15 protein-coding genes and 1 pseudogene are annotated in these 13,471 nt (G+C 43.1%); 3 read left to right on the top strand and 13 right to left on the bottom strand.

The annotated features are described in order from the left end of the window. The 5 genes from E1160_RS03540 to E1160_RS03520 form a co-directional block, all read right to left on the bottom strand. Positions 1-213, bottom strand: a 213-nt coding sequence (locus E1160_RS03540; protein ID WP_218048694.1) for a chromate transporter, incomplete at its 3' end; no start/stop codon positions are given. A gap of 108 nt (positions 214-321) precedes the next feature. Then, positions 322-1,728, bottom strand: a complete 1,407-nt coding sequence (gene lpdA / locus E1160_RS03535) for a dihydrolipoyl dehydrogenase (protein ID WP_155153620.1) — start codon at positions 1,726-1,728, stop codon at positions 322-324. 175 nt (positions 1,729-1,903) lie between these two features. Beyond that, on the bottom strand, positions 1,904-2,362 hold the full coding sequence (gene rlmH, locus E1160_RS03530) for a 23S rRNA (pseudouridine(1915)-N(3))-methyltransferase RlmH (protein WP_155153619.1): 459 nt from the start codon (positions 2,360-2,362) through the stop codon (positions 1,904-1,906). 55 nt (positions 2,363-2,417) lie between these two features. Continuing rightward, a complete protein-coding gene (gene rsfS / locus E1160_RS03525; RefSeq protein WP_155153618.1) occupies positions 2,418-2,777 on the bottom strand; it encodes a ribosome silencing factor in 360 nt (119 codons plus the stop codon). Between the two features lie 111 nt (positions 2,778-2,888). After that, on the bottom strand, positions 2,889-3,494 hold the full coding sequence (locus tag E1160_RS03520; RefSeq protein WP_155153617.1) for a nicotinate-nucleotide adenylyltransferase: 606 nt from the start codon (positions 3,492-3,494) through the stop codon (positions 2,889-2,891). 233 nt (positions 3,495-3,727) lie between these two features. Between E1160_RS03520 and E1160_RS03515 the strand changes: the two genes are divergently transcribed. Then, positions 3,728-4,342, top strand: coding sequence for a type 2 periplasmic-binding domain-containing protein (locus E1160_RS03515; RefSeq protein ID WP_218048693.1), 615 nt, complete (start codon positions 3,728-3,730; stop codon positions 4,340-4,342). Positions 4,343-4,413: 71 nt separating this feature from the next. Beyond that, the gene (locus tag E1160_RS03510; protein WP_218048692.1) at positions 4,414-5,178 is read left to right on the top strand and encodes a substrate-binding periplasmic protein; all 765 of its coding nucleotides are present in this window, start codon (positions 4,414-4,416) and stop codon (positions 5,176-5,178) included. Between the two features lie 13 nt (positions 5,179-5,191). Here the strand turns inward: E1160_RS03510 and E1160_RS03505 are convergent, their stop codons facing one another. The 8 genes and pseudogenes from E1160_RS03505 to nhaA form a co-directional block, all read right to left on the bottom strand. Next, positions 5,192-6,061: a spermine/spermidine synthase domain-containing protein gene (locus E1160_RS03505; protein ID WP_218048691.1), complete on the bottom strand. Its 870-nt coding sequence runs from the start codon at positions 6,059-6,061 to the stop codon at positions 5,192-5,194. Positions 6,062-6,089: 28 nt separating this feature from the next. Further along, positions 6,090-7,370 carry a glutamate-5-semialdehyde dehydrogenase gene (locus E1160_RS03500; RefSeq protein WP_155153613.1) on the bottom strand — a complete coding sequence of 427 codons (1,281 nt, stop codon included), beginning with the start codon at positions 7,368-7,370 and terminating at the stop codon, positions 6,090-6,092. Between the two features lie 33 nt (positions 7,371-7,403). Then, positions 7,404-8,519: a glutamate 5-kinase gene (gene proB, locus E1160_RS03495; protein WP_155153612.1), complete on the bottom strand. Its 1,116-nt coding sequence runs from the start codon at positions 8,517-8,519 to the stop codon at positions 7,404-7,406. Positions 8,520-8,557: 38 nt separating this feature from the next. After that, positions 8,558-9,649 carry a GTPase ObgE gene (obgE, locus tag E1160_RS03490; RefSeq protein WP_155153611.1) on the bottom strand — a complete coding sequence of 364 codons (1,092 nt, stop codon included), beginning with the start codon at positions 9,647-9,649 and terminating at the stop codon, positions 8,558-8,560. A 142-nt stretch (positions 9,650-9,791) separates the two neighbouring features. Then, on the bottom strand, positions 9,792-10,058 hold the full coding sequence (rpmA, locus tag E1160_RS03485; RefSeq protein ID WP_155153610.1) for a 50S ribosomal protein L27: 267 nt from the start codon (positions 10,056-10,058) through the stop codon (positions 9,792-9,794). Between the two features lie 133 nt (positions 10,059-10,191). Continuing rightward, positions 10,192-10,500 (bottom strand): annotated as a pseudogene (rplU, locus tag E1160_RS03480) (50S ribosomal protein L21); the annotation flags it as partial. Between the two features lie 213 nt (positions 10,501-10,713). Then, on the bottom strand, positions 10,714-11,082 hold the full coding sequence (locus tag E1160_RS03475; RefSeq protein ID WP_155153608.1) for a response regulator: 369 nt from the start codon (positions 11,080-11,082) through the stop codon (positions 10,714-10,716). A 95-nt stretch (positions 11,083-11,177) separates the two neighbouring features. Then, entirely contained in the window at positions 11,178-12,338 is a 1,161-nt protein-coding gene (gene nhaA / locus E1160_RS03470) for a Na+/H+ antiporter NhaA (RefSeq protein ID WP_155153607.1), read from the bottom strand. A 267-nt stretch (positions 12,339-12,605) separates the two neighbouring features. Between nhaA and proC the strand changes: the two genes are divergently transcribed. Beyond that, entirely contained in the window at positions 12,606-13,436 is an 831-nt protein-coding gene (gene proC / locus E1160_RS03465) for a pyrroline-5-carboxylate reductase (RefSeq protein ID WP_155153606.1), read from the top strand. The last annotated feature ends 35 nt before the right edge of the window (positions 13,437-13,471 follow it).

Raw genomic sequence — 13,471 nt, 5'->3', positions numbered from 1 at the left:
GACCCCTAAACCAACCTGACTAGATGTTGGTCCCGGTAAAAACTGGCAAAGAGCAACTAGATCTGCATAGGCTTTTTCATCCATCCATTTCAAACGACTGACGAATGCTTCTCTAAAATAACCCAAATGCGCAATCGGCCCTCCAAAAGATGTTAGGCCGAGCTTCAAAAAGGTTAAAAATAACTCAGATTTACTTGGTTGTGTATCGGACATATTAATCCCCATAGATCCCAAAAAATGACAAGAAAAAACCCTTCGACCTTTATAGGCAGAAGGGCTTCTTCAAATCCAGTTCTAACTCACTGTCACAGGCAGATTGTCTTATGCGTGAATTGCACCATCTTGTGTTGCCATAGCAGCCTCACGAACTGCTTCGGAGAAAGTTGGATGCGCATGGCAAATACGCGCAACATCTTCTGCAGAACCACCAAACTCGATGATAGTGGTCAGCTCGTGAATCAATTCACCTGCCGCAGGACCAATAATATGTGCACCTAACAATTTGTCTGTTTTCTTATCTGCTAGTAATTTCACAAAACCATCGCGATATCCATTGGCTTTCGCCCGGCTGTTTGCCATGAAGTTAAACTTACCAACTTTGTATTCGATGCCTGCTTCTTTTAACTTTTCTTCGCTCGCGCCAACATCAGCAACTTCTGGGAATGTGTAAACAACCCCCGGAATAGCATCATAATTGATATGTGGTTTTTGACCTGCCATCATTTCAGCTGCAACGATACCTTCATCTTCTGCTTTATGAGCCAGCATTGGGCCAGGCGTACAATCACCAATCGCATAGATACCCGCTACATTTGTTTGATAATCAGAACCAACTTTAATAAAACCACGCTCATCGCGCTCAACACCAAGTTCTTCAAGCCCTAGGCCATCAACATATGGGCGACGACCGATACAAACCAGAACCACATCTGCTTTCATCTCTTCTGCATCACCACTAGCAGCAGGCTCAACAGTCAACGTCACTTCTTTAGCTGTTTTCGAAGCACCCGTTACTTTGGACTTCATTTTAAATTTGATGCCTTGTTTCTTCAAAGTACGCTGGAAGACTTTGGAGACTTCACCATCCATATTTGGCACGATACGATCCAAAAATTCTACAACGGTTACTTCCGCCCCTAAACGTTTCCAAACAGAACCAAGCTCAAGCCCAATAACACCACCGCCAATCACGATCATATGTTTTGGTACAGAAGACAATTCCAAAGCCCCGGTAGATGTAACGATTTGTTTTTCATCCACTTCGATACCTGGCAATGGTGTGGATTCAGAACCTGTCGCAATCATAATGCGTTTTGTTGTAAGTGACTTACCTTTATCTTCACCATCCACAACATCAACTTGAGACGCAGAGATAATTTTACCAGCCCCTTTGACATAAGTTACCTTATTCTTCTTGAAAAGGAACTCAATACCATTGGTCAATTCATCAACAATCTTGGCTTTCCGACCAAGCATGCTATCCAGATTTAATTTAGGCTTCACTTCGATTCCGTGATCATCAAAACCATGACAAGCCTCATGATATAATTCCGAAGATTGTAATAAAGCTTTGGAAGGTATACAGCCAACATTTAGGCACGTTCCGCCCAAACGACCACGTTTCTCAACGCAGGCTACTTTCATGCCTAACTGTGCTGCGCGGATCGCTGCAACATAACCACCTGGACCGCCACCTACAATTACGAGGTCGAATTCTGTTTCAGACATTGTCTAACATCTCCGTGTTATAAGTTTGCTTGCTGCAAGCCCCACATCATTCTAAATGCGAACAGCACTTGTCTACATGCGCTATTAATCCCCCATATAAGCCGAAGGGTCAACAAAAAGAAGGGGATAAGCGCGGATTAATCTGCATAGTAGATATGTCACCACCAGATAGTAACTATTCCCTGTGATAGGGATGACCAGCTTGAATTTGCTGACAACGATAAATCTGTTCTGCCAACATTGGGCGCACTAACATATGTGGCCATGTTAACTTACCAAAAGACAGGGATAAATCTGCGCGTTGCCTTACTGTCTCATGAAGGCCATCAGCGCCTCCAATAATGAAACACACCGCAGGCCTACCTTCATCTTGCCAAGTTTGAACTTTGGACGACAAATCCAACGATCCCATGGCCTTGCCCCGTTCATCCAGCGCAATAACGGCTGCCCCCGCAGGCACAACCCCAAGAAGTAATTCCGCTTCACGTTGCTTCAGAGCATCTCCCGATAAAGCTTTCTTTTCTTCTAATTCATGGAGAGTAAACGGCCAACGGATCCTTGAAACATAGTGATCAAACAGTTCCTTCTCCGGGCCCCGCTTGGCCCGGCCGATGGCAATAAGGTGAACCTTCATGGGCTCACGCTCCTTATCTTATAACGTAACGTCTTCGGAAACCTTGAAAAGTCCCCTATGCGTCCGCATGCAATGCATTTGCCGTTTCTGGCATGTCAACGCCCCACATCTTTTCCAGATTGTAGAACTCACGCACTTCTGGGCGGAAAACATGCACAATGACATCACCTACATCGATCAAAACCCAATCACCTTGAGATTTACCGTCCGTAGAAACATGCTTCTCACCAGCTGCTTTCAATTTTTCTACCAAATGATCAGAGATTGCCGCAACCTGACGTGTAGACGTACCAGATGCGATCACCATGTAATCAGCGATAGAGGATTTTCCAGATAGGTTAATTACCGTTACGGCTTGTGCTTTATCGTCGTCAAGAGACGTTTCAACGATTTCCAATAAAGCTTCGGAAGACAATTGCTTCCCGTATTGACTAGCTATGATTTTCACTCCATTACACTAGCAGTTATCGACACGTCTTTATCGCGCATAACAGATCGCTAGATGATCTGTTTTTGAACCTGCAAATTAAAGCCGTTTCTTTTTAGTTGCGTTACGAATACGCGTAGCAGATTCAGGATGACGACGTATCGCCAAAAAAGTCCAGCTCGGCGTTTCACGATTTGTAAGACTACGGGCACCATGCTCTGGCACACGACATCTTTTAAATCGCTGGGCAGCCTTCCCAGACAATGCACCTAAATCATACCCTGATCTGCCAAAAACGGCAATGGGCACTGTGTTAAAGATATGTTGCCATTTTTTCCATTGTGATATCTGACGCAAATTATCTGCGCCCATCAACCACACAAATTGACAATCAAGGAAGTTTTGTTGCAATGCCATCAAGGTGTCCGCGGTATAGCGGGTCTGAAGCCTTGTTTCAATATCTGTAACAATAATTCTAGGGTGAGACGCCATTTTTTCTGCAGATTCCATACGTTCCTGCAGATTTGCCATGCCTTTTATCGATTTCAAAGGATTCTGAGGACTAACAAGCCACCAAACTTCATCTAGTCCCAAGCGGCGAAATGCAGCTTTGGAAATATGCAAATGTCCTTCATGCGCCGGATTAAATGATCCACCCAACAACCCAACTCTGCGTTTACGTCTTACTTTCAGCTCTTTACCCATGCAACTGCTTTAAAAGTAATTTTCTGAAAAGTCGAGAAAAACCAGAAAGTGCTTAACAATTTTCTTGCATCAGAATATGTATTCTTTTCTAATACTATGGAGGAGACAAGATGTTTCGATCCTATTTATTTCAGAAATTATTAATAACTTCCTTTCTGATTTCTCTATTTACATCCCATGTAAAAGCGTCAGATTCACATGACTGCCACAAGATTGATTATTGGCTGGGTTCTGTGACTTTAGAAGCTGCATACCATATGGTTCAGGAATTATATGAAATCAGCAACCTATGTGCGGAATTTAATAATACATCCCTTAAGAAGGCCGAATATGACTTATTAAGAAATATTACAGCGGCAAATGGATGGCGTTCAGACCATTTTATTGAAAAATTCAAAGATGATTTAGTTTTTACTGATCCAATTTTCATTGTAAATGTTACTTTATTTTTAAACGATGAGAAATATGGGGAAGCACCTGATTTATATTCAGTAACTGGGCAAAAAATAGGATATTTTCTAGGTGATGTATATGCAGTTAAAGAATTGAAAAAATTAGGAGGCATTCCTATACATGGGGAAAGCTTTAACAAAGTTATTAATTCGTTTCTCAATGGACGAACAACAGCAATCATTATTCCTAATACTATCTTTTTTGACTATACTCGTAACTACGAAAATCTCATTAGTTTCTCTCAACATGATCTCGAACCAGTTTATTATAGACATGTTTTACATAAAGAACATCGCGGTTTGATCCCCCGTTTAAATCAAGCCATTCCAAGAATGTTAAGAAACGGAAGCCTGTCAGAAAGACGGGCCAAATTATTATTAAAAGAACAGAACTAGAGCCAAAGGCTGCTTCAGATCAAGACCTATTAACGATTTTACTTTATTTTATGGTAGATCAGCATAAAATAATGCCTGCTGCATTTAATGGGACATTTTCGGTGTATAAAATTAGAACTATTTTTTTCCTTGTTGTGATCGCAACTTGGATATTTCCTAGCGCTTCAAATGCACAACTGGAGCAGAAAGTGAAATGCTACAAGATCGGTGTTTGGGATTTTTCTGAAGCATCCCAAATGGCGATCGCAATTATAGAAAAAATGTATGAAAGTAATGGCTTATGCTATGAGTTCATTAGGACTTCACTTGCAAAAGCACGTCATGATCTCTTACACAACACATTAGATGCCAATATCTGGCGATCAGATTTATTTATTACGAAAAACAAGGAAAAAATAATCCATACCACCCCTGTATTTTCTTTATCTATCAATCTATACGTTAATACAAAGAGAGCTGGAAAGGGCCTAAAGAAGAAGGATCTTATTGATAAAAATATCGGCTTCTTCCATGGTGATCTTCACATCAAAAGAGATATTGATACGCTTAAGGCAAAAGCCATACATGGTGAATCCTTCCCCCATATATTTAACGCATTCATTCGCGAGAGATTTGACATTATCGCAATCCCACCGGTGATATATGCTTCATATGCAGATACTATTCCCACAGATTTTGAAATTGAGACAATTCCAATCTCCACACAAGAATATCATCATGTTTTACATAAAAACAATTCTGATATATTGCCTAAGTTAAATGCGTCTTTAAACGAACTTCTAATGGACGGCAAATTTCACAAGCAGATAAAAAAACTTGAATCCAAGTTTCACTAAATCCTGCTTAATCCTATCTATCCAACCAATCACGTTGCCATTTCGGCAAAGCAAATGAAGCTTGATGAACATCCGCGTCATAATGCTTACCTTGATGATCCATCACAGGGTGACGTAAGCTGACCCCATCCTTGCTATAAAGATAAAAACCAAAATCCCCACCGGGATAAAGAGGTACATTTGCACGATAGGCTTCCATATGTGGCAATAAACGTGTTTTCAGCATGACACTTACTAAATTCTCACCATCGCCAGATTGCTCTTGTAAGAAACCACCACCATGCAGCGTTAAGAATACACTATCACTGTCTACAACGACGCCTGTATCAGAGACGATTTCGACTAAATCGGTAAAGAAAGCTTCAGTAAATAAAACAGCGGAAGGACCAACAGGCTCAGTCAAATCAAGGATAATGACATCAAATTTCTCATCACGTTCCTTGGCATTTGATACAAATTTCTTTGCATCATCAATTACCAAATTCACACGCGGATCATTATAATCCCCATTCACACCAAGATATTCTTCGGAAAGGCGAATAACACGTTCATCAATTTCAACCATGGTTACAGACTTTACGAAATCATGCACCAAGGCTTCGCGTAAATTACCGCCATCACCCCCACCAATGATCAAGACATTCGCATCTTTACGTTCGCGACCAAGCAAGGGCACATGCATGCCCATTTCATGATAAATAAACTCATCTGCTTGACTGGCTTGAATATAACCATCCAATACCAATAAACGACCAAAATCCTCATGGTCATAAATTTCAACCAATTGAAATGGGCTTTGTTCGCGATGTAACAATTTCACTTTTAAGGACTGGGAAATTCCCATGCCATCACAGCGTTCTTGCCACCATTCATAGTCAGACATGGAAATTTCCTTTCCTAAAAACATAAAACTATGGACGGGTTTGTCCCGTACCACGCACTTGATATTTAAAACTGGTGAGCTGTTCCGCACCAACGGGGCCACGGGCATGCATACGGCCTGTAGAAATGCCAATTTCTGCGCCCATTCCAAATTCACCACCATCAGCGAATTGCGTAGACGCATTTTGCATCACAATCGCAGAATCAACTTCGCGCAGGAATTTCTCTGCTACATCCGTATCTTCGGTGATAATGCTTTCTGTATGGTGAGAACTATAGTGATTGATATGATCAATCGCTGCCTGCACATCTTCAACCATTTTCACAGAAATGATCGCATCCAGATATTCTGTATACCAATCTTCTTCAGCCACCTCTTTTACGTAAGATGCCATGGTTTGAACTGCCTCATCCCCACGGATTTCACAGTTTAGATCGTTTAGACCATCAAGAATGGCTGGCAAAATATCCGCTGCAACGTCCTTATTCACCAATAAAGTTTCTGCTGATCCGCAGATACCCGTACGACGCATTTTCGCATTCAAAGTGATATCCAATGCTTTTTGTGCATCTGCATCCTTATCAAGATAGATATGACAAATACCATCTAGATGTGAGAATACTGGCATACGCGCATTATTCTGAACTCGCTCAATCAATCCGCGGCCACCACGTGGGACAATCACATCCACATAATCACTTAAGGATAGCAACGCATCCACCGCCGCACGATCACGGGTCGGTATCATCTGTACAGAATCTTCTGGTAGGTCTGCCTCTTTCAACCCAGAACGAATACAATCCGCAATCACACCTGCACTATTCAAGCTTTCAGACCCGCCACGCAAGATGGCAGCATTGCCAGATTTCAAGCAAAGCGCACCTGCATCCGCGGTCACATTTGGGCGAGATTCATAAATCACACCAATCACACCAAGTGGCGTGCGCACACGTGAAATCTTCAATCCATTTGGACGATCCCATTCATCCATCACTTCCCCGACAGGATCTTTCAATGTAGTAATTGCTTCCAAGCCAGCCGCCATGCCTTCGATACGATCTGCGTCCAGCATCAAACGATCCATCATCGCATCTGAAAGACCTTTTTCACGACCAAAAGCCAAATCTTTTTTATTGGCTTCGATTATTTCATCTTGGCGTGCGCGTAACGCATCTGCCGCAGCCTGTAAGGCTTGGTTTTTCTGTTCGGGGCTTGCAAGACCCAATGCATGAGATGCCGCACGGGCTTTTTTACCCATGTCGACTAATAGTGCATTTACATCCATGTTCATATCTTCTGCCATAGACATAGTCTTCTCTCCCGAAGTTAAGTTAATCCAAAATTACGCTTCTAAGGCCAGATCGTCACGGTGAATAACTTCCACCTTACGATCAATACCCAGTTTTTCTTTTACTTCATCACTGTGAAGGCCAAGAATTTCTTTTGTATCATCACTGGAAAACGCTGAAAGACCAACGCCCAAACGTTCTCCATTTAAATTTTTCACCAAAATGGAATCGCCACGATCAAAATGACCGTCCACGCCAATCACACCTGCCGGTAATAAACTTTTACCTGCGTTTAAAGCATTCACAGCCCCATCATCCACAGTCACACTGCCAGCTGGTGTCAAACTACCTGCAATCCATTTCTTACGTGCGGCACGTGGCTTCACTGCTGATAAAAACCAAGTACATAGGCCACCATCAAGGATGCTGCCCACCGGATTCAACTTAGCCCCTTGTGCGATCACCATGGCACATCCACCTTGAACTGCTAGCTTTGCCGCCAATAGTTTAGTCACCATACCGCCTGTGGAAATCCCAACGGGTGCATCACCTGCCATAGCATCGATTTCCGCGGTAATTTTTTCCACTACAGGAATATGGGTGGCATTTTTATCTTTACGAGGGTCAGCTGTATATAAGCCATCAATATCACTTAACAATACCAAGGCATCAGCTGACACCATAGTTGCCACACGGGCTGCCAAACGATCATTGTCACCATAACGGATTTCTTCGGTCGCCACGGTGTCATTTTCGTTAATGATTGGGACAGCCCCAAGGCTTAATAATTGAAAGGCAGTCGCGCGCGCATTCAAATGACGACGACGTTCTTCTGTATCAGATGGGGTCAATAACATCTGTGCCACGGTGATATTATGACGATGCAAGGCTTCTTGATAAGCATGTGCTAAACGGATTTGACCTGTTGCCGCACTCGCTTGCTTTTCTTCAAGTTTGAGTGCTTCGCCTTTCAACCCAAGATGACGACGCCCCACAGCAATAGAACCGGATGATACCACAAGGACTTGCTTGCCTGCCTTATGCAGACGCGCAATATCATCCGCCAACGCATTCAACCATTCCTGACGAATACGTCCCTCATTATCCACCAATAAGGCAGACCCAATTTTTATGACAACACGTTTTGCCTCTTGCAGGTCAAATGACATGTCTAATTTCTCCCAATCCTATCCCCAAATAGACAGGATTAAACTGGTGACCAAGGCTTAGCGATTTCTTCCGCTGCGTCGTAGGCTTCACCTTTTTCTTCTGCTTCCAATATCGCTTCAGCTTCTTCTTTTTCCTTCACGCGATATTGATCAATCTCTGAATAAAGAACACGTAAGGCTTTATCCACACCTTCACCGGAAATACCGGAAAGGACCACGATGGGGCTATCTGTGACTTCACGTAATTCTGCAATCATTTCATCAATAATTTCCGGGATCAAAGCATCCGCTTTATTGATACCAATCACTTCCGGTTTATCCGCAAGACCAGCACCATAAGCTTCCAACTCTTCACGGACTACCTTATAGCTTTCAACGACTTTTTCTGCGGAACCATCAATCAAATGTAGTAAGATACGTGTACGTTCAATATGACCAAGAAAACGTGTTCCGATTCCCTTGCCTTCATGCGCACCCTCGATAAGTCCGGGGATATCCGCAATCACGAATTCATTACCATCGCTATTCACCACCCCAAGATTTGGATGGATGGTTGTGAATTCATAATCAGCAATCTTAGGCTTGGCATTACTGGTCGCGGAAAGGAAAGTCGATTTACCTGCATTTGGCAAACCAACGAGACCTGCATCTGCGATCAATTTAAGACGCAACCATACCCACAATTCCTGTCCCGGCCAACCCGGTTCGGATTTCCTCGGCGCGCGGTTTGTTGGTGTTTTAAAGGCTGTATTACCACGCCCCCCATCACCACCACGAAGGAGGCAAATCTTTTGCCCTACCTCAGTCAAATCCGCCAAGACGGTTTCTTTATCTTCGGACAGAATTTGTGTGCCGACAGGTAGTTTTAAAGTCACAGACTCACCATTGGCACCATTCATATCGCGACCTGCACCCGGATTACCACGGCGCGCTTTGAAATGCTGCTTATAGCGATAGTCGATCAGGGTATTTAACCCCGGAACAGCTTCAATAAATACATCACCACCACGGCCGCCATTGCCACCATTCGGGCCACCAAATTCAATATATTTTTCGCGTCGGAATGAAACGGAACCGGGACCACCCCAGCCACTTTTCATATATACTTTTGCTTCATCAAGGAATTTCATGGGCTTATCCGCCGTGTGTTAAACTTTGTTCAATGTATTTATGCAAACTGTTCGATTATGAAAAGAACAATTTTCAGACGAAAAAAGGGAATGGCATCTCGGCCATTCCCCTCAATCTCACAGATCCGTAAACGGGAAGGCCTTATTCGGCAGCTTCCGCTAGAGGTGTTACGGATACGAATGTGCGTTTGCGTGTTTTGCGGAATTGTACTTTACCGCCTTCCAATGCAAACAATGTGTGGTCTTTACCCATACCAACATTGTCACCTGGGTGCACTTTTGTGCCACGTTGACGCATGATGATGTTACCAGGAACTACTGCTTCACCACCGAATTTTTTAACTCCGAGGCGACGACCTTCGGAATCGCGACCGTTACGTGAACTACCGCCTGCTTTTTTATGAGCCATGACTTAGGTCTCCTTACCTCTAGAATTAATCTTTTTTCGCTGCAGCTTTTTTAGCGGCTGTTTTTTTAGCTGCTTTTTTAGCTGTAGATTTCTTTGTTGCCGCTTTAGGGGCAGATGCTTTCTTCGCACCAGAAGCAACGATGTCTGTTACCTTAAGAACGGTGATCTCTTGACGATGACCTTTCTTACGACGGTAGTTATGACGACGTTTCTTTTTGAATACGATTACTTTGTCATCTTTCTTTTGGCTGATAACTTCAGCTTTAACAGCTGCGCCTTCAACCACTGGTGCACCAACAGTTTGGGAGTCAGCATCGCCAACCAACAAAACATGATCCAAAACGATTTCGGAACCAGCTTCACCTTCAAGTTTTTCAACTTTGATCACGTCGTCTTTTGCAACGCGATACTGTTTGCCACCAGTTTTAATTACTGCGAACATATCTTTGCTCTCTTTTAAACCCGCGCTTTACGGTGATCGATCAACGGGACACTTCCAAATAGATCAATACTTTAGTCTCATCCGACCCCATGTCGGAAAACCTCAAGCGGCGCAATACAAAATGACGTGAGAAACACATAATCCCTCACGTACAGGCGGGGTTTATACTTTATTTCTTATGAAAGTCAATAGCTATCAAGGATTTTAAAGTGACTATCCCAATTTAAATTTAGCAAATACTTCAGCCAAACTTTCGGCACTGATTGGTTTTTGCACATAACCTTGCATACCAGCAGCAATGTATTCTGCTCTATCTTCTTCTGAATTCGCTGTAATCGCCACAATAGGAAGATCATCGGGAACAACTTTAGTCTTACGGATTAATTGCGTCGCTTCAACACCATTCATATCTGGCATTTCTATATCCATTAAGATGATATCCACTTGTTCTGAACGCAATTTAAATATCGCCTCACGCCCACTTTCCGCCTGAATTGCTTCATGACCAGCCGCCTTTATCAACGCTTCATTTAGCATTCGATTGATCTTTTGATCATCAACAATCAAGACTCTTATCGCCATTCTTATTCCTCTAACGGGTGCTCGGTTATACAAAAAATGGGGAAACCATTGTTAAAAGTTTCCCCATCAATTTGCAACCTATTGTAAGTAGTATCTTATTCTTCTTTCACACTAAAGCTTTGAACAGGAGGTGTTGTCCGCAACACAAAATATCCAACTATCGCGGACAGGATAGAGCCGGACAAGACACCGATCCGAACTTGCGCCTCATAAACTGGGTCACTAAAGGCCAAAGCGCCGATAAACAAACTCATGGTAAAACCAATACCTGCCAATAAAGCCGCCCCATAAATATGGCGGTAACTTACACCCGCAGGCAAACTACTTACACCCAACTTTGTGAAAGCAAATACAGTTCCAAACACACCAATCTGCTTACCTATGAATAATCCCGCAGCGATCCCTAATGGCACCGCAGCAAATAAATCAGCAAGCGCAATCCCTTTTAGCGAGACCCCTGCATTTGCGAAAGCAAAGACAGGCATAATAAAGAACATCACCCAAGGAGACATAGAATGTTCCATAATCTTCAATGGCGGCACATCATAATGGTTTGTACGCTTCAATGGTATTAGCATCGCAATTGCCACACCCGCCAAAGTCGCATGAACACCAGACTTAAGGACAGCCAACCAGATAAAGGCACCAACCAACATATATGGTGAAATTCGTGTTACGCCAGCGAAGTTGAAGACCGCCAACACACCTAGTCCCGCAAATGCCAAACCAATCGAAACGAAGGAAAGATCTGCTGTATAGAACATCGCGATCACGATAATCGCACCGAGATCATCCAAGATCGCCAAGGTTAACAAAAAGACTTTCAAAGCAGGTGGTACACGACGACCTAAAATAGCCAATATTCCCAAGGCAAAGGCAATATCAGTTGCCGCAGGAATCGCCCAACCATTTAACGCAGTTGGATCGCCCATATTAATGACGGCATAAATCACAGCTGGCACAGCCATACCACCAACGGCGGCCCCGGCTGGTAAAATTGCGTTACTTACTTTGGAGAGATTACCCTTAACAAATTCATATTTGATCTCAAGCCCTACATACATGAAGAACAAAGCCATCAAGCCATCATTAATAAAATGTAGCAAAGATTTGGTTAGAACTAATCCACCAATACCGATCGTCACAGGCATACGTAACAAATCATCGTAATGGACCGCATAGGGAGAATTATAAATCAGAATAGCCAGCCCTGCCGCAGCCACAAGGACCAAACCACTAATCACTTCTTTATTCATATGTCACCACCCAGAAAAACCTTATTTATATTTAAAATAAGCGAACCCAAACCATATGTATATATACAATAGGCTAGATTCGCTTTCTTATCGTGAATTATTAATCAATCAAATGGTGATTTAAAAGCATTTTTCAAGAAAATAATCCCCTTTTGCGCACCAAAAAAATAGTTATGCTAGACAGAAATTCTTGCAAAAATTATTATCCCTATGAAATCAAATTAGCGAAATGCGCCTCCCCTTCTTTACATCTGAAAGGATACTCTAATGAGTCTACAATTAAAGCGACCTCTTCTCCTAATGGGCTGCGGAAAAATGGGCGGTGCGATGTTAGAAGGTTGGCTTAAAAGCGGGATAGCCGCTGCTGGTGTTACTATCGTTGATCCCTATCAGAATGAAGATTTCGCCAAACATCCAGATGTCACCTATTATGACACTGCCGAAGCCGTACCAGCCGATCTCAACCCTGAAGTTATCTTGCTTGCTGTAAAACCACAGCAAATGGACGATGCCCTTGCCGCTTACAAGAAGTTTGCAAAACCAGACACCGTTTTCATTTCCGTCGCCGCCGGCAAAACCATTGCATATTTCGAAAGCCATCTAGGTACAGAAGCAGCCATTATCCGCGCCATGCCAAATACACCGGCAGCAATCGGTCAAGGCATTACTGTTTGTTGTCCGAATAAGAATGTATCAAGCGCGCAGTCAAAGATGGGCCTTACTTTACTTCAAGCCGTTGGCGAAGCATATAATGTGGAGGATGAAGCATTGATCGATCCGGTAACTGCTTTGTCTGGCGGTGGTCCTGCTTATGTCTTCTGGATGATTGAAACCATGACTGAAGCTGGCATTAAAGCTGGCCTACCAGAAGATTTATCCGCACGTCTTTCCTTAATGACCGTCGCGGGTGCCGGACAACTGGCCCTTTCCACAGCGGGGGAAGTTGAGCCTTCACAATTACGTATCAATGTAACAAGCCCAGGCGGTACAACAGCCGAAGCCCTTGCCGTGCTTATGAATGAAGAAAACGGCCTTCAACCAATCATGACACAAGCGATTCAAGCCGCGACCGATCGATCTATTGAACTAGCAAAATAGATATATTGCGCTGCAATATAAATAATTGTTTTTAA

It is taken from the genome of Curvivirga aplysinae (assembly GCF_009711445.1).
In the GTDB taxonomy this organism is placed as follows: Bacteria; Pseudomonadota; Alphaproteobacteria; order UBA8366; family Aestuariispiraceae; genus Curvivirga; species Curvivirga aplysinae.
This window is presented reverse-complemented; position numbering and strand designations above follow the sequence as displayed.

Excerpts from the sequence above, each read along its gene's own strand:
- E1160_RS03500 (WP_155153613.1), bottom strand. The coding sequence starts at position 7,370 with ATGTCTATGGCAGAAGATATGAACATGGATGTAAATGCACTATTAGTC.
- lpdA (WP_155153620.1), bottom strand. The coding sequence starts at position 1,728 with ATGTCTGAAACAGAATTCGACCTCGTAATTGTAGGTGGCGGTCCAGGT.
- E1160_RS03520 (WP_155153617.1), bottom strand. The coding sequence starts at position 3,494 with ATGGGTAAAGAGCTGAAAGTAAGACGTAAACGCAGAGTTGGGTTGTTG.
- proB (WP_155153612.1), bottom strand. The coding sequence starts at position 8,519 with ATGTCATTTGACCTGCAAGAGGCAAAACGTGTTGTCATAAAAATTGGG.
- proC (WP_155153606.1), top strand. The coding sequence starts at position 12,606 with ATGAGTCTACAATTAAAGCGACCTCTTCTCCTAATGGGCTGCGGAAAA.
- rlmH (WP_155153619.1), bottom strand. The coding sequence starts at position 2,362 with ATGAAGGTTCACCTTATTGCCATCGGCCGGGCCAAGCGGGGCCCGGAG.
- rpmA (WP_155153610.1), bottom strand. The coding sequence starts at position 10,058 with ATGGCTCATAAAAAAGCAGGCGGTAGTTCACGTAACGGTCGCGATTCC.
- nhaA (WP_155153607.1), bottom strand. The coding sequence starts at position 12,338 with ATGAATAAAGAAGTGATTAGTGGTTTGGTCCTTGTGGCTGCGGCAGGG.
- E1160_RS03505 (WP_218048691.1), bottom strand. The coding sequence starts at position 6,061 with ATGTCTGACTATGAATGGTGGCAAGAACGCTGTGATGGCATGGGAATT.
- E1160_RS03475 (WP_155153608.1), bottom strand. The coding sequence starts at position 11,082 with ATGGCGATAAGAGTCTTGATTGTTGATGATCAAAAGATCAATCGAATG.
- E1160_RS03510 (WP_218048692.1), top strand. The coding sequence starts at position 4,414 with ATGCCTGCTGCATTTAATGGGACATTTTCGGTGTATAAAATTAGAACT.
- obgE (WP_155153611.1), bottom strand. The coding sequence starts at position 9,649 with ATGAAATTCCTTGATGAAGCAAAAGTATATATGAAAAGTGGCTGGGGT.